This window comes from Gilliamella apis (assembly GCF_030758615.1).
GTDB lineage: Bacteria > Pseudomonadota > Gammaproteobacteria > Enterobacterales > Orbaceae > Gilliamella > Gilliamella apis_A.
Genome location: NZ_CP132381.1, coordinates 1685654 through 1701374 on the forward strand (window position 1 = coordinate 1685654; position 15721 = coordinate 1701374).

The window sequence follows — 15721 nt, forward strand, 5'->3', positions numbered from 1 at the left end:
CTAACTTCAATTATCATAAAAAGACACTGTCTAATCTAGCAGTGTCTTTTTTATTTATTATCCGATCATTAATGTTAAATCACCTGATAAACTAAATTGTTTACTACTGTGAAAGAATAAGCGAGCTTTTAAAAAGTTTATTAAATGTTGGATTAAGTTTTTAATCACTTTTTTAACAAACGAATAACATTAAAACCATCAAAAGGTTGGCAAACTAATATTGGTTTTTATTTAAGAAAATAATGGTAAATTGCGCTACAAGACTTTAAAGTTTCTAATGAATTGAATGCTGTTATTAAAAATATTTTTAAACTTACCTAATAAGACACTGTATTTATTATTCTAATTAAGATTAAAATTGATAATAGGTTAAATATTGTTATCGAAAAGAGGGAATTTAAGATTACTCTGTATTAGACTTATTTATACTTAATGCATAAATTAAACTAGCGTATCATAACTTACTGTATTTTAAATATAAGTTATAATTTTAGTTAAAACTATTGCTAAAATGTAATTAAAAAATTTTAACCGAATTTAGAACAATCAAGATTCAGTATTCAATTCATCTTGCACTTCTTGTTTAGCTTGATTAATGATAGCTTTAACAATCCATTGTGAAAGATCTATTACTTGCTCACTGTCAAAGTTCCAAATATCTTTTAACACCATGAATATTTCAGAACCATATATGATTGAAATTGAGTAGATAACTTTATCAAAAAGCTCATCAGATAATTGTGTTTTGAGTGGCTGTAATAAATTGGTAAGAATTTCCTTACGATTACCTCGCACAAGTTTTTTAGTCTTTTCAGTTAATTGTGACCGTTCATCTGCCCATTGTTTTAAAGAGAGGCTTAAAGCTGCGCGTAATGTTCCCTCATGTTTTAACATTTGTGGCAAAGCAAAAGCTAAAAAATCATTTATCCGATCTTCGACATTTTCTTTATCTGATTGCCATAAGAATATTGGACTAAGTGATTGTTCAACAGCCGCTGATATTAAATCGGTTTTAGTCGGAAAATAGCGATAAGCAGTAGCTCTAGAAATACCTGTTCTATCTGATAATTCAGTGATAGATATCTCTTTACCCTGCTCTAAAGCCTCAATCGCAGTTTCGATAAGACGATCGTAAGTTCTTTTTTTGGCTCCAGAATATTTCTTAGAAATCATTAAGCTATCTATATTCATATTTTTATTTATTGCCAATTAGTAAACTTTTGTAAATTATACAACTTTTTTTAACATAACTATAATATTAAAAAAATTTTTAAAAAAATTTAAAAAAAATGAGACTAATGTCTCATTTTTAGCTTATAATCGTCAAAGTAGTAATCGCTGATAGTTGAGTAAGAAGTATCGAGTTCTATTTTATCTGTTAAGGAGAAATAAATGGCATCGCATAATATGGTTTACTTGGTCGCGACACTAGACACAAAAGGAGAAGAGATTGTTTACGTCAAACATTTACTTAGTAAAAGAAATGTTGAAAGTAAAATCGTTGATATCTCCACTAAGCAACCACATTCTTTTAATCACATTGCTGATATTAGTGCTAGCACTGTTGCTAAATATCATCCCGAGGGTGAAAAAGCTGTTTTTGTCACCGATAGAGGAAAGGCTATCGTTGCAATGGCTAATGCATTTAAACAATTTTTAATAGCGCAAAATGATGTTGACGCTATACTCGGTTTAGGTGGTTCGGGTGGTACCGCATTAATCACTCCAGCTATGCAAGCACTGCCTATTGGCGTACCAAAGTTGATGGTTTCAACTATGGCTTCAGGTGATATATCAGGATATATCGGTGCAAGTGATATTGCCATGCTCTATTCCGTTACAGATATTGCTGGCGTAAATGTTATCTCAAGAAAAGTACTCGCCAATGCAGCTAATTCTATCGCAGGTTCAGTGTTATTTAAAGCGCAAGAACAAGTTGAAGATAAGCCAGCAATTGGATTAACCATGTTCGGTGTTACTACCCCGTGTGTTCAATCACTTTCAGCAAAATTAAATGATAAATACGATTGCTTAGTTTTTCATGCAACGGGTAGTGGCGGTAAGGCAATGGAAAAATTAGCTGATAGCCATTTATTAAAAGGTGTACTTGATATTACGACAACGGAAGTTTGTGATCATCTATTTGATGGAGTACTTGCTTGTGATGATGACCGATTTGAAGCCATCGCAAGAAGCGAAGTCCCATATATTGGATCATGCGGCGCCCTTGATATGGTTAATTTCGGTAGTCCAGATACTATTCCAGAAAAATATCGAGATCGTCTGTTTTATCCTCATAATCCACAAGTTACTTTAATGCGAACCACGCCAGAAGAGAATAAAATCATGGCAAATTGGATCGCTACTAAACTAAATAAATGTCAAGGTGAAGTCGTTTTTATTATTCCTGAAAGTGGTTTTTCTGCACTTGATATTGAAAATGGGGATTTTTGGTCACCGCAAGCGGATCAAGCTTTCATAGATGAGTTTGAAAAAGTCTTTATTCAAACTGAAAAACGACGGTTAATAAAAACCTCGCATCATATTAATTCACCAGAATTTTGTAATTTAGTTATTAACGAATTTAAAAATATAATTAAATAATGGAGAAAATTATGAGTAGTAAACGTGCTCAATTATTAAAAAAATTCCATGATATGATTGCTAAAGGTCAACCTATCATCGGTGGAGGAGCTGGTACAGGATTATCGGCGAAATGCGAAGAAGCTGGTGGTATTGATCTGATTGTAATTTACAATTCTGGTCGTTATCGTATGGCGGGTCGCGGATCGCTAGCTGGCTTATTAGCTTATGGCAATGCCAATGAAATTGTTATGGATATGGCAAAAGAAGTATTACCGGTTGTAAAACATACTCCTGTTTTAGCTGGTGTAAATGGCACCGATCCTTTCTGCCAATTTGATCAGTTTTTAGATCAAATTAAAGCTACCGGTTTTGCTGGCGTACAAAACTTCCCTACTGTCGGTTTAATTGATGGTAATTTTAGAGCTAATCTTGAAGAAACAGGTATGGGCTATGCGTTAGAAGTTGAGATGATTCGCAAAGCACATGAAAAAGATCTGTTAACTACACCATATGTATTTAGTGAGCAAGATGCTATTGATATGACCAAAGCTGGAGCGGATATTTTAGTTCCACATATGGGCTTAACCACCGGTGGTAGTATTGGCGCACAAACCGCATTAAAACTTGCGGATTGTGTACCTTTAATCAATCAATGGGCTAAAGCAGCTAAAGCAATTCGTCCAGATATTATTATACTTTGCCATGGCGGACCTATTTCATCCCCTGAAGATGCAGAATATATTTTACAAAATTGTCCTGATTGTAATGGTTTTTACGGCGCAAGTTCAATGGAACGTTTGCCTACAGAAACAGCATTAACTCAGACAACAGAAAGATTTAAGTCTATTCGACACCAACAATAAGTAAGCAATAACGGTGCGACGACTCGTCGCACTGCTATTTTTTCTATTCACAAACATAAGCAAATTATACTTATATCATCTTAATTTTCAGTTATAAAAATTGATGATAATTGTCTATTACTTTACTATTGATTGTTAACTGTGAGACAATCTTAATTGCAGTATCCTATGTTTTAAAAGAGTAATAACGTTTTTAAGAAATCTTTATGAGTTTCATTATTGTTATTTTGCTAACTTAATATAGGAAACCAAAATGAAAGAATATCAAACTGATGTAGCTGCATTTGTATTACGAATTGCTTTAGGTATGATGTTTTTAGCCCATGGTTTTACCAAACTACTTGTTCTAACCCCTGAAGGTACCGCCGAGTATTTTCATACTCTTGGCTTTCCTAGCTTTTTTTCTTATATCGTTATCGTTTTTGAAATTGGTGGTGGCGCACTATTGTTACTCGGTATTTTAACCCGTGCAGTAGCGCTAATTGCTTTTTTTCAACTAGCAATAATAACCATTGTACATTGGACTAATGGTTGGTCATTTACCAATCCTGGTGGAGGTTGGGAATATCCAGCTTTTATGTCACTAACTGCTTTTAGTTTGGCATTATTAGGGACAGGTCGATTTAGTGTTTTAGCAGGTAAAAAATATCCACAAACGATTCAACAATAAGATGCTAAGTATTTAGGAAAGGTTGAGACAAATATTTATTACCTTTCCTAAAACTTGAAAAGTATAAATTAGTTATTAATTTCAATTACTAAAAGATCACCCTGATCTTTTAAGAAATATTCCTCATCTTGAGGCGCTCGTAATGACATCATACGATTATCACCCATTTCCATGGTATCGCCAGGATTCATTGTCGCTTGACTTTGTCGCAAATAGTTTAAAATGTTACTAAACATGTCAAAATAATATTCACTTTCCTCATAACTATTGGCTAATGCAGCAAAATTAGGTAAACCAAATTTATTAGCACCATAAGTGCGCATCCAAATCCCTTTAATATTTTCTATCTCATATTTAACAAAACCACAAAACAACAAAGGTAAACACTCCCCTAAAGTGGTTAAACCATCTTTTTCCGAAGCTAGTGAATTAATAAAGTTAACTGGTAATGAAGTATGGGCATCCTCATTAATTACTGCTAACGCATTAAATTGTTCAAAGCATACCGCTAAACGAGTTAAAGCTAAGTATTGCTCTAATACATTTTGTTCATAGCCGACATAATATAATAATAAATGACTATCACTTTCATAAACTTGTTGTTTTATTTCTTGACTATAACTTGCTGGTGCAACACATGTTTCTAATACAGCTTTAGGATAAGGAGCATTAAGACCAAATACTCTAATAACATGTTTACCCCAACTGACTAAAATACACATACCTTCTTCAAGTTGTCCGAACGGAGTTTCATATCGAATATCTTTTATGGTCGGCTCAATCGATTTAAGTTTTGCTAATAATTCATCGTTATTAATATTAAGCGCACCGCTAAATACAATACTTACGCTAATGGCATTTTCAATATCAGGATTTGGGACAATCGAATTATCCATCTGTTTTGATTCTGTTTTTTTAGCAAAAAAACGAGAAAATATACCCATTTCATATTCCTTATGACAACTATTCTAAATTAAATCAAATTTTGTGCATTTTATAGTAATTGACGATATAAAACTTAAACAATAATATCCACTTACATATATTAAGTAAATATTTTATTTATCAATTTTCACCATTGTAAATTTTTTAATTCAATAATTAAAAAAATCAATTAAACATCGAGTTCTAAGTGGTAATAATTTGCGACTTGGGTAAATAGCATAAATATTTAAATCATCTTAATTAATGAATATTAAAACATCGATGGTTTAATCAAATATTAATAATGGTTTATTGTTTCTATAGGGTTGTCTATAATTTTTTATCGCCGCCTGCCAATCATAAAATTCAAATAAATTTGCTACATTTAAATCATTTGCATCTAGTATGGGCCATATGTCATCAAACATCTTTAGCCACTGATTTTGACTTATTTGCTTTAAATAGTGACGAATATGAAACCAATGAACTTTTGGTAATCGTTTTTTAGGTTGAAAAAAAGCACCTGAAAGCAGACCATAAGAGACAAATTCACTTGACTCAGGCATATGCGCCAAAATTGTTTCGGCAAGCTCACCACCAACAGCATCAAAAACAATATCAGCTTGTCTGGCAAAATATTCGATAGTTTGCTTATCATCTTGCTTTATATGTTTAATTGTATGTTTATTATAATATTGAGCATGATTATCAGAACGACAGATAACTGTAACAGATAAAGCTGCAAATTTTATTGCCCAGTTACATAACAATTTTGCGCAATCCGATCCCGCGGCAGTAACTAAAATATGCTTTCCTTGTGGCGAATAATGTTTCAGCATTAACCATGCTGCAACTGGGTTAATATAGGCTCTGGCAGCCGTAATATCACTAATTGAATCGGGAACTTCAATAGCAAATTCTGCCGGTAAATCGACAAAATTCTGCCACGTCCCTCCTCCTCTTAAAGGTAAAACTCGTTTTCCTATCAGATGTTGATAAGATAGTGGAGCTTCTATAACTTTACCTACGCCTTCATAACCAGCAATTTGCGGCAGTGTGATACGATGTTGGTAAGCGCCAGTAATTGGAATAAGATCTGAGGCATTAATTGGTGCATATAGCATTTGAACTCTAATGTAATTTTCTTTTAAAAAAGGGTTATTTGAATATTCAAGTGTCAATACTTGTTCTGGTAGTCCAAATTTTCTATAAAATAAAGCTGCATTCAAGTTTGCTTATTCCTATTTTTAAATTTACTATGACTAAAAAGTATAATATTAATTCATTTAACACTTAGAGCGTCAATAAAACCTTAACGTAAATTAGCTATTTTATTTATAATAATCAATTCTTTGTTAAAAGATATTATATTTAGTAACTAAAATAATATATGCAACATTACATTTTTGTTTCTCTAATGTTAGTATAATAGATAATATATTTTTTGAGTAAAACAATGAAGATAACGAACAAAGTATTACAATTATTAAAAAATGACATTAGTGATGAATGTATTATTTATTTATCTGGCCCATCTTCATTAAAGACTCCTGAAAAAATATTACGCAAAAAGAGTATTATAGCTGTAAATGGAAGTATTGGTTTTTTACAAACTAATAATATACCTGTTTTTGCCTATATTGTCTGTGATGGTTCATATTACGAAAATAACAAATCTTTATTTTTTAAATATTCCTCATATAGCAAATACACTTTTATTAGTCCAAATGTTTTTAATAGAGCAACTCCCTCTGAAAAGGAAAAATTATTAAACACGTGTTTTATAATGAAAGATCTTTGCAAATCTAGGGGAGGACCAGGTAGGAAAGTTAGATATACAATCAAATCCCTAATTTACAAGAATATTTTTATAAAATGTTCTTTTTTAAGAAAAGTAAAAACTATTGGATTTTCAACTGATATTTCTTATGGCCAATTTGGCAGTGCTACAGTTGCATTTACAGCATTGCAACTAGCTATAACGTTAAAATTTAGAAACATTTACTTTTCAGGTTTGGATATGAAAGGAAAATGCCAAAGATTTTATAAAGAAGACATAGCTCAACCAACAAGTCTTCAAAAAGATTTTGATTTAATATTAAAATCATTTTCTTTTTTAATGCAAAAGCAATACGGAAATATTTATAATTTATCAGAAGAAACTGCAATACCTTATGAAGTTATTCCTTTTGTTAACGTTAATACCATATAAAATAAATTTATTGTGTTTTTATCATTAATGATTCAATAAAATCTTCTACTATTTGATAAGCTTTTTGTGCCCCTTCTAAATTCATATCAATGAAAGTTTGATCATAAATTGGCATATTATCGTCGTCATTTTCATTTTCGATACTATCTCTAATATTAAATATATAGAAAACTGATACATTCCAATCTTGATTATACTCATAAATATAAGTACACCTTAAAACACTTTTACGATAGAAATTAATTTCTAAAGCTTCTGTTTGCGAAGGTAACCAATCTACTTGAGTCATAATTAGGGTGTTTTGATGTGGATAAAATCTATGTAATTCGATGCCATTATTAAATGGTTTTGATAATCCAATGCATCCGTACAAATATAAATATTAACGAAAACGTATAAATACCATGAAAAAATGGTAGCATGAAAAACCCAAAAAAATATAACTATTAATATGATTAGCAGGATGAGCCATATAAAATCCAATTTATAAAACTAGCTATAACAAAATTCCTTTCAGTTAGGATTATCACGGATAAATATTTATGTCAAAAAATGAGGATTTTTTATTAATCCTCAAAAATTAAGAAAAAGTATTTTAACTTATTAATTTGTTTCAATGAATGATTCAATATTCATTACTGTTGCAAATCGCATCAATGCCGACATAAAGCTATTATGAACATCTGACGATGAAATAATATTACCGTTAAATTCAAGATCACGGGTAGTACAAGCATCATGAATTAAAATTGGTTGGTAATTGAGTTCATATGCACAACGAGTTGTAGAATCAACGCACATATGACTCATCATGCCACAAATGACCAGCTGGGTTATTTCTGCTTGCTTTAACTTCTGCTGTAATTGTGTTTGATAAAAACTATTCGGATAAGCCTTTTCAATCACAAGTTCATTATGTTCTTGAATAGGAAGTAATTTAGGATGTAACTGACAACCATAACTATTTTTAACAAAGAAAACAGCATTATCATCTTGGTTTATGTGCTGGATATAAATAATCGGTAATTGCTTTTGGCGGAAATAATTTTGTAGCTTTAAGGTACATTGCAATGTCTGTTCGGTATTGTTTAATGGGTATTTTCCATTGGGAAAATAATCATTTTGTACATCAATAATCATCAATGCTTGAGTCATTTTGCTCTCCTTTGTAATGTTTTGTGTTATTATTTTGAAATAATCAACCTCTAAATGACATAGCAAATTAAAGTAATAAACCTCAGTCAGCTTTCAAATTGAAAATATGGATAAAAAAGATCACGCTATCTTAAATGAATTAAGACAAAACAGTCGTCAATCCTGGCGCGAGATCGGCGAGAAGGTATTCTTATCAAGTCAAGCTGTGGGGCAACGTGTACAAGAGTTGCTAAATAATCATATTATAGAAAAGTTCACAATTAAAGAACCAAAACATCAATTACAATTTATCACTATTTACATGAACTCAAATCAATTTGAATCTTTTGAAAAATTAGTAAAATCTGTTAATGAAATTTCTGAGTTTTATAAGATTACTGGTGACGGTTGTTATATGATTCTTAGCTGTTTTGAAAATGATGCATTAGATGCTTTCTTAACAAAAATCTCGAACTTTGGCCGATATAAGATCAGCCATAAATTAAAGCAAATTTTATAATTTAATCTATTTCTGTTATTTAAACATGACAAAAATAAATAAGATAGATAATTAAAAAATTTCAATTTTTTATATTTTTTTAATAAATCGACAAAAATAAGTTGCGAGTTAGTCATTTGTGTTATATGTTGTACAACAGTTAAATTTAAAGGTTTTATTTTTTATGAATTGTTTTTGTGTTTTCGTTACTAAACATCATCATCACCATCATTCCTGAATAGTCTTCGGGCGATTGGTGCTGGAAGACAAAAGGTCTTCCGGTGATATCGCAAAAGCATTTAGAGAACCCTCGGAAGATCAGTCTTCCGAGGGTTTTTTATTTGTGGTTTATAAATTTATTTAAACAAGTTGGAGAATAATATGTTGGATAATTCACGTTTACGTATAGCAATGCAAAAGTCGGGACGTTTAAGCGATGAGTCGAAAAAATTATTGGCTCAATGTGGCGTAAAAATCAATTTGCAAGAACAACGCTTAATTGCTTTTGCCGAAAATATGCCAATCGATATTTTACGAGTTCGCGATGACGATATTTCCTGGACTAGTGATTGATGGTGTTGTCGATATTGGTATTGTCGGTGAGAATGTGTTAGAAGAAGAAGTTCTTGATAGAAGAGCCGAAGGTGAAAATCCACAATATAAAACCTTGCGTCGTCTTGATTTTGGTGGCTGCCGCTTATCAATTGCTGCTCCTCGTGATTTTGTTTACAGTGGCCCAGAATGTTTAAATAATTTACGTATTGCAACCACATATCCTCACCTACTCCGACGTTATTTTTCACAATATAATGTGAATTTCAAAACCTGTTTACTTAATGGCTCTGTTGAAGTTGCACCACGAGCAGGCCTTGCTGATGTAATTTGTGATTTAGTATCTAGTGGGGCCACACTTGAAGCTAATGGTCTACAAGAAATTGAAGTTATTTATAAATCGAAGGCTTGTTTAATTCAACGAGAAGGTGAAATGTCACCAACGAAACAAGCATTAATCGACAAAGTGATGACGCGTATTCAAGGGGTAATTCAAGCTCGTGAATCCAAATACATTATGTTACACGCTCCAACAGCCGTTTTAGATCAAGTTGTATCATTATTACCTGGCGCAGAAAATCCAACCATTTTACCATTAACGGGTGAACAAAATCGGGTAGCTCTACATATGGTGAGTACTGAATCATTATTCTGGGAAACCATGGAAAAATTGAAAGATTTAGGAGCAAGCTCAATCCTTGTATTACCAATTGAAAAAATGATGGAGTAATTAAATGAAACTATCATATTGGCAACAATGTTCAAAAGAAAAACAAGCAGAATTACTGACTCGCCCTGCTATAGCTGCTTCTGATTCTATTAGTCACGCGGTTAAAGATATTTTAACGCAAGTAAAACAAAATGGTGATGAAGCCCTAAAAGAATTAAGTAATAAATTTGATAAAGTACAAATTAAGCAAATCAAATTAACAGAAGATGAAATAAAAACTGCGACAAGCCGTGTTAAACCAGAATTAAAACAAGCGATGCAATTAGCTGTAAGTAACATCGAAAAATTCCACCAAGCACAAGTTAGACAAACTATAACTGTGGAAACGATGCCGGGCATCAAATGTCAGTCAGTCACCAGACCAATTGATTCGGTAGGACTGTATATACCAGGAGGTTCGGCACCTTTATTATCTACCGTATTGATGCTAGCAATACCAGCTAAAATTGCTGGTTGCCGTAAAGTAATTTTATGTTCACCACCACCTATTGCTGATGAAATTTTATATGCAGCAGAACTATGTGGAGTGAGCGAGATTTATCAGCTAGGTGGTGCGCAAGCAATTGCTGCAATGGCATTAGGTACTGCATCAGTACCAAAAGTTGATAAAATATTTGGCCCAGGTAATGCTTATGTGACCGAAGCAAAGCGTCAAGTTAGTCAAAGACTAGATGGTGCAGCTATAGATATGCCAGCTGGACCTTCAGAAGTATTGATGATTGCTGACAGTTTTGCTAATCCAGCATTTATTGCCGCTGATCTACTTTCTCAAGCTGAACATGGTCCAGACTCTCAAGTAGTACTACTAACACCTGATGAAAAAATTGCTCAAGCTGTTTCAATTGAAGTAGATAAACAATTAGCACAACTGTCACGCCACGAGATCGCAGAAAAAGCTTTACAAGAAAGCCGACTTATTGTTACTAAAGATTTAGAAGAATGTGTGAGTATTAGTAATCGCTATGGACCGGAACATTTAATTATTCAAACGCAAAATGCTGATGAATTAGTTGATAAAATTAATAGCGCTGGCTCGATATTTTTAGGTGATTGGTCACCGGAATCAGCAGGTGACTATGCATCGGGTACTAATCATGTTTTACCTACTTATGGTTATACAGCTACTTATTCGAGCCTTGGTTTAGCTGATTTTCAAAAACGTATGACAGTACAAAAATTGACTGCTGAAGGTTTGCAAGCAATCGGTAATGCTGTTGAGCTAATGGCTCAAGCTGAGCAACTTACCGCCCACAAAAATGCCGTAACTATTCGTTTAGCTAAACTTAACTCAGATTCTGAAAAATAGGTGAATAAAATGGACATTAATCAATTAGTCAGAAAGAACGTACAAAAGTTGACTCCTTATCAATCAGCTAGGCGTATAGGTGGTAATGGTGATGTATGGCTAAATGCCAATGAATACCCTGTTGCACCCAATTTTCAGTTAACTGAGCAAAACTTAAACCGCTATCCTGAAGCACAACCCGAACAAGTGATTAATCGTTATGCGCAATATGCGGGTGTCACTCCAGAGCAAGTGATTGTTAGTCGGGGGGCCGATGAAGCAATAGAATTATTAATGCGAGCTTTTTGTGAACCTGAAACCGATACAGTGCTTTACTGCCCTCCAACTTATGGTATGTATCAAGTCAGTGCCGAAACACTAGGTATAAAAACCAAAACCGTACCAACTAAATCTAATTGGCAACTAGATTTAGACGGAATTAAACAAAATCTAGACAATGTTAAATTGATCTATGTATGTTCACCTAATAATCCAACGGGTAATATGATAGACCAAGATGATATTAAAACTTTACTTAAACTAGCTGAAAATCGCGCTTTAGTGATTATTGATGAAGCTTATATTGAGTTTTCTCCAAATTCAACCGTTGTGAGCTGGCTTGCAAATTATCCTCACTTAGTTATTTTACGAACTTTATCGAAGGCTTTTGCACTAGCAGGACTACGTTGCGGCTTTACTTTAGCAAATAAACCAGTAATAGATGCTTTACAGAAAGTCATTGCACCTTATCCTTTAGCAACACCGGTTGCTGATATAGCAACCCAAGCATTAAGTAAAGATGGTATAAATACCATGAAGTTACATGTTATCAATCTCAATAATCAAAAAGAGAAATTAGCGAATCAACTTTCGGCTTTAGAAATCGTTGAAGAAGTTTATCCTAGCGAAGCTAATTATTTATGTGTTAAATTCCAAAGCAATAAAGAGGTATTTAGCAAATTATGGAATGAAGGCATTATTTTGCGTGATCAAAGCAAATCAATTGGCCAAGATGGGTTTATTCGAATTTCGATTGGTACACAAGCAGAATGTGAAGCAGTAATAACAGCACTCAAAGCGATATAATAGGAGCAAGTATGTTACAAAAATATTTATTTATCGACCGTGATGGAACATTAATAGTTGAACCTCCTATTGATTATCAAGTTGATAGTTTTGAAAAACTTGCATTTGAACCTAATGTGATCCCAGCACTACTAAAACTACAAGCTGCTGGTTACAAATTGGTTATGGTTACCAATCAAGATGGATTAGGAACCAGTAGTTATCCGCAAGCTGATTTTGATGGACCGCATAATTTAATGATGCAAATATTCGAATCACAAGGTGTTAACTTTGAAGATGTACTGATCTGCCCTCATTTTCCTCAAGATAATTGTGAATGTCGTAAGCCGAAAATCACTTTAGTTCTACCTTATTTAACCAGTGGTAAGTTAGATAAACAAAATAGTTACGTTATCGGTGACAGGGTCACAGATATGCAACTTGCTGAAAATATGCAAATAAAAGGATTACACTATAATCCAGAATCACTTAATTGGAATGAAATAGCCCAACGTTTAACCACTGCAGATCGTTATGCCAAAGTCGAACGAAATACAAAAGAAACCAAAATTTTAGTTGAAGTTTGGTTAGATAGACAAGGTGGCAGTCAAATTAATACTGGCATTGGTTTTTTTGATCATATGCTTGACCAAATCGCCACTCATGGTGGTATCAAATTAAACATTCAAGTAGAAGGCGATTTACATATTGATGATCACCACACTATTGAAGATACAGGTCTTGCCTTAGGCGAAGCACTAAAAAAAGCACTTGGCGATAAACGAGGTATCACTCGTTATGCATCAGTTATTCCAATGGATGAGTGTTTAGCAAAATGTGCAATGGATATTTCAGCTCGGCCTTACCTCAAGTTTTCAGCACAATTCAGTGATCCGAAAGTTGGCGATATGAGTACACAAATGGTTGAACATTTCTTCTATTCTCTAAGTTATACTATGGCAATTACCTTGCACATTGAAACAACTGGTGATAATGACCACCATCGTATCGAAAGCTTATTTAAAGCTTTTGCCAGAACACTCAAACAGGCGATTAAAATTGAAAGTGATAGATTACCTAGCTCGAAAGGAGTGTTATAGATGAAAATTGTCATTCTAGATACTGGCTGTGCTAATCTTTCCTCAGTCAAATATGCAATACAGAGATTAGGCTATAATCCAATTATCAGCCTTGATCCTGATACCGTACTCGAATCAGACAAACTGTTTTTACCAGGTGTCGGTTCAGCTTCTGCTGCAATGCAAAAATTAGAAGAACGTAATTTAATTGAGCTTATCAAAGTCTGTACTCAACCAGTATTAGGTATCTGCCTGGGTATGCAACTTTTAGCTGATTATAGTAATGAAGGTCATGTCGATACCTTAGGTATTATTCACGAAAAAGTAGTACAAATTCCTGATTGTGGATTACCACTACCACATATGGGCTGGAATCAAGTCAATCCCAAAGCCGGACATCATCTATTTAGAGATATTCCTGATGGTGCTTACTTTTACTTTGTACATGGATACGCCTTACCATTATGCTCATCAACTATCGCAGAAACCAATTACGGCGAAAGCTTTACTGCTGCCGTACAAAAAGACAATTTTTACGGTGTGCAATTTCATCCAGAGCGTTCTGGCTTAGCCGGTGCAAAATTGCTCAAAAACTTTTTGGAGATGTAACTATGGCAGTTTATCCTATTATTATTCCCGCGCTTGATTTAATTGATGGTACTGTTGTGCGGTTACATCAAGGTGATTATGACCAAAAACGAGATTATGGTAATGATCCCTTAGCTCGTCTACAAGATTATCAAAAGCAAGGTGCGAAACTATTACATCTGGTTGATTTAACTGGAGCTAAAGATCCGAAAGCTCGACAAATCTCATTGATAAAATCCCTGATTAATGGTGTACAAGTTCCAGTACAAATTGGTGGTGGAATTCGGACAGAAGAAGATGTTAAAGCATTATTATCCGCAGGTGCAACTCGAGTAGTTATTGGTTCAACAGCTATTAAACAACCTGATTTAGTAAAAAAATGGTTTGATACTTATGGCCCTGAATCGTTGGTATTAGCCTTAGATGTTCGTATTGACCAACAAGGTAACAAAAACGTCGCTATCCATGGTTGGCAAGAGGATTCTAAACAGACATTGGAACAAGTTATTGATGACTATCTACCCTATGGCTTGAAACATGTACTATGTACAGATATTTCTAAAGATGGAACGCTAAGTGGCTCTAATGTAAAACTCTATCAAGAGATCAGCCAAAAATATCCACAAATTGCGTTTCAAGCTTCTGGTGGTATTGGTCAAATAGATGATGTTAAAGCATTAAAAGATAGTGGTGTTGCCGGTGTTATTGTCGGTAGAGCATTATTAGAAGGTAAATTTACAGTTCAGGAGGCGATTTCATGTTGGCAAAAAGGATAATACCTTGTTTAGATGTCCGTGATGGACAAGTTGTAAAAGGTGTACAATTTCGTAATCATGAAATCATTGGTGATATTGTACCATTAGCCAAACGCTATGCCGAAGAAGGGGCTGACGAATTGGTATTCTATGATATTACAGCCTCCTCCGACGGTCGAGTAGTTGATAAAAGTTGGGTGGCAAAAGTCGCTGAAGTAATAGATATCCCCTTTTGTGTCGCTGGTGGTATAAAAACGGTTGAAGATGCAGGACAAATTTTAACTTTCGGTGCTGATAAAATTTCAATCAACTCTCCTGCGTTAGCTAATCCGAGTTTAATTACTGAGTTAGCCGATTGTTATGGAGTGCAATGTATCGTGGTAGGGATTGATACTTGGTATGATAAAGATTCCGATAGTTATCATGTTTATCAATTTACCGGCGATGAAAAGCGCACTGTGGCGACCAAATGGAATACACTTGATTGGGTGCAAGAAGTACAAAAACGCGGCGCAGGTGAAATAGTGCTAAACATGATGAATCAAGATGGTGTCCGTAATGGTTACGATCTAAAACAACTCAAAACAATTAGAGAAGTTTGTCATGTACCACTGATTGCATCTGGTGGTGCTGGTACGATGGAGCATTTTTTGCAAGCTTTTCAAGAAGCCAATGTTGATGGTGCATTAGCCGCTTCCGTCTTTCACAAACAAATAATTAATATTGTTGAACTTAAACAATATTTAACTCAACATGGAGTAGAAATCCGATTATGTTAA

At 33.7% G+C, this 15721-nt stretch carries 16 protein-coding genes, 1 pseudogene and 1 other annotated feature; of the genes and pseudogenes, 12 read left to right on the plus strand and 5 right to left on the minus strand.

What is annotated here, in order from left to right; genetic code table 11:
* Nucleotides 1-546: 546 nt before the first annotated feature.
* On the minus strand, nt 547-1173 hold the full coding sequence (locus RAM17_RS07730; RefSeq protein ID WP_110447773.1) for a TetR/AcrR family transcriptional regulator: 627 nt from the start codon (nt 1171-1173) through the stop codon (nt 547-549).
* Between the two features lie 219 nt (nt 1174-1392).
* On the opposite strand from RAM17_RS07730, the gene RAM17_RS07735 reads away from it, so the two are divergent.
* From RAM17_RS07735 to RAM17_RS07745, 3 genes are all read left to right on the plus strand, one after another.
* Nucleotides 1393-2604: a Tm-1-like ATP-binding domain-containing protein gene (locus RAM17_RS07735; RefSeq protein WP_110447772.1), complete on the plus strand. Its 1212-nt coding sequence runs from the start codon at nt 1393-1395 to the stop codon at nt 2602-2604.
* An 11-nt stretch (nt 2605-2615) separates the two neighbouring features.
* Nucleotides 2616-3449 carry a phosphoenolpyruvate hydrolase family protein gene (locus tag RAM17_RS07740; RefSeq protein ID WP_086364579.1) on the plus strand — a complete coding sequence of 278 codons (834 nt, stop codon included), beginning with the start codon at nt 2616-2618 and terminating at the stop codon, nt 3447-3449.
* 253 nt (nt 3450-3702) lie between these two features.
* Nucleotides 3703-4119 carry a DoxX family protein gene (locus RAM17_RS07745; protein ID WP_110447771.1) on the plus strand — a complete coding sequence of 139 codons (417 nt, stop codon included), beginning with the start codon at nt 3703-3705 and terminating at the stop codon, nt 4117-4119.
* 68 nt (nt 4120-4187) lie between these two features.
* Here RAM17_RS07745 and RAM17_RS07750 read toward each other — a convergent pair whose 3' ends face one another.
* The gene (locus tag RAM17_RS07750; RefSeq protein WP_110447770.1) at nt 4188-5063 is read right to left on the minus strand and encodes a DUF4261 domain-containing protein; all 876 of its coding nucleotides are present in this window, start codon (nt 5061-5063) and stop codon (nt 4188-4190) included.
* 267 nt (nt 5064-5330) lie between these two features.
* Nucleotides 5331-6272 (minus strand): zinc-dependent alcohol dehydrogenase family protein, encoded by a 942-nt coding sequence (locus RAM17_RS07755; RefSeq protein WP_110447769.1) that lies wholly within the window; start codon nt 6270-6272, stop codon nt 5331-5333.
* Nucleotides 6273-6499: 227 nt separating this feature from the next.
* On the opposite strand from RAM17_RS07755, the gene waaZ reads away from it, so the two are divergent.
* A complete protein-coding gene (gene waaZ / locus RAM17_RS07760) occupies nt 6500-7255 on the plus strand; it encodes a 3-deoxy-D-manno-oct-2-ulosonate III transferase WaaZ (RefSeq protein ID WP_110447768.1) in 756 nt (251 codons plus the stop codon).
* Between the two features lie 7 nt (nt 7256-7262).
* On the opposite strand, the gene RAM17_RS07765 is transcribed toward waaZ, so the two are convergent.
* Together RAM17_RS07765 and RAM17_RS07770 are read right to left on the minus strand one after the other, a co-directional pair.
* Nucleotides 7263-7544 carry a hypothetical protein gene (locus RAM17_RS07765; protein ID WP_146208320.1) on the minus strand — a complete coding sequence of 94 codons (282 nt, stop codon included), beginning with the start codon at nt 7542-7544 and terminating at the stop codon, nt 7263-7265.
* 314 nt (nt 7545-7858) lie between these two features.
* A complete protein-coding gene (locus RAM17_RS07770) occupies nt 7859-8410 on the minus strand; it encodes a cysteine hydrolase family protein (RefSeq protein ID WP_110447766.1) in 552 nt (183 codons plus the stop codon).
* Nucleotides 8411-8516: 106 nt separating this feature from the next.
* Here RAM17_RS07770 and RAM17_RS07775 point away from each other — a divergent pair, with 106 nt between their 5' ends.
* The 8 genes and pseudogenes from RAM17_RS07775 to hisF all read left to right on the plus strand — a co-directional run bounded on the left by RAM17_RS07775 (nt 8517) and on the right by hisF (nt 15721).
* A complete protein-coding gene (locus RAM17_RS07775) occupies nt 8517-8909 on the plus strand; it encodes an Lrp/AsnC family transcriptional regulator (RefSeq protein ID WP_110447765.1) in 393 nt (130 codons plus the stop codon).
* Between the two features lie 195 nt (nt 8910-9104).
* Nucleotides 9105-9230, plus strand: a sequence feature (His leader region).
* Nucleotides 9231-9269: 39 nt separating this feature from the next.
* A pseudogene (gene hisG / locus RAM17_RS07785) lies at nt 9270-10170 on the plus strand (ATP phosphoribosyltransferase).
* Nucleotides 10171-10174: 4 nt separating this feature from the next.
* Nucleotides 10175-11476, plus strand: coding sequence for a histidinol dehydrogenase (gene hisD / locus RAM17_RS07790; RefSeq protein WP_110447763.1), 1302 nt, complete (start codon nt 10175-10177; stop codon nt 11474-11476).
* A gap of 9 nt (nt 11477-11485) precedes the next feature.
* Nucleotides 11486-12541 (plus strand): histidinol-phosphate transaminase, encoded by a 1056-nt coding sequence (gene hisC, locus RAM17_RS07795; protein ID WP_110447762.1) that lies wholly within the window; start codon nt 11486-11488, stop codon nt 12539-12541.
* Nucleotides 12542-12552: 11 nt separating this feature from the next.
* Nucleotides 12553-13620, plus strand: a complete 1068-nt coding sequence (gene hisB / locus RAM17_RS07800; protein WP_110447761.1) for a bifunctional histidinol-phosphatase/imidazoleglycerol-phosphate dehydratase HisB — start codon at nt 12553-12555, stop codon at nt 13618-13620.
* Complete coding sequence (gene hisH, locus RAM17_RS07805) at nt 13621-14208, plus strand: imidazole glycerol phosphate synthase subunit HisH (protein ID WP_086363954.1); 588 nt, start codon at nt 13621-13623, stop codon at nt 14206-14208.
* Nucleotides 14209-14225: 17 nt separating this feature from the next.
* The gene (gene hisA / locus RAM17_RS07810; protein WP_110448054.1) at nt 14226-14963 is read left to right on the plus strand and encodes a 1-(5-phosphoribosyl)-5-[(5-phosphoribosylamino)methylideneamino]imidazole-4-carboxamide isomerase; all 738 of its coding nucleotides are present in this window, start codon (nt 14226-14228) and stop codon (nt 14961-14963) included.
* Entirely contained in the window at nt 14945-15721 is a 777-nt protein-coding gene (gene hisF / locus RAM17_RS07815; RefSeq protein WP_110447760.1) for an imidazole glycerol phosphate synthase subunit HisF, read from the plus strand. Before hisA ends, hisF begins: the two co-directional genes overlap by 19 nt.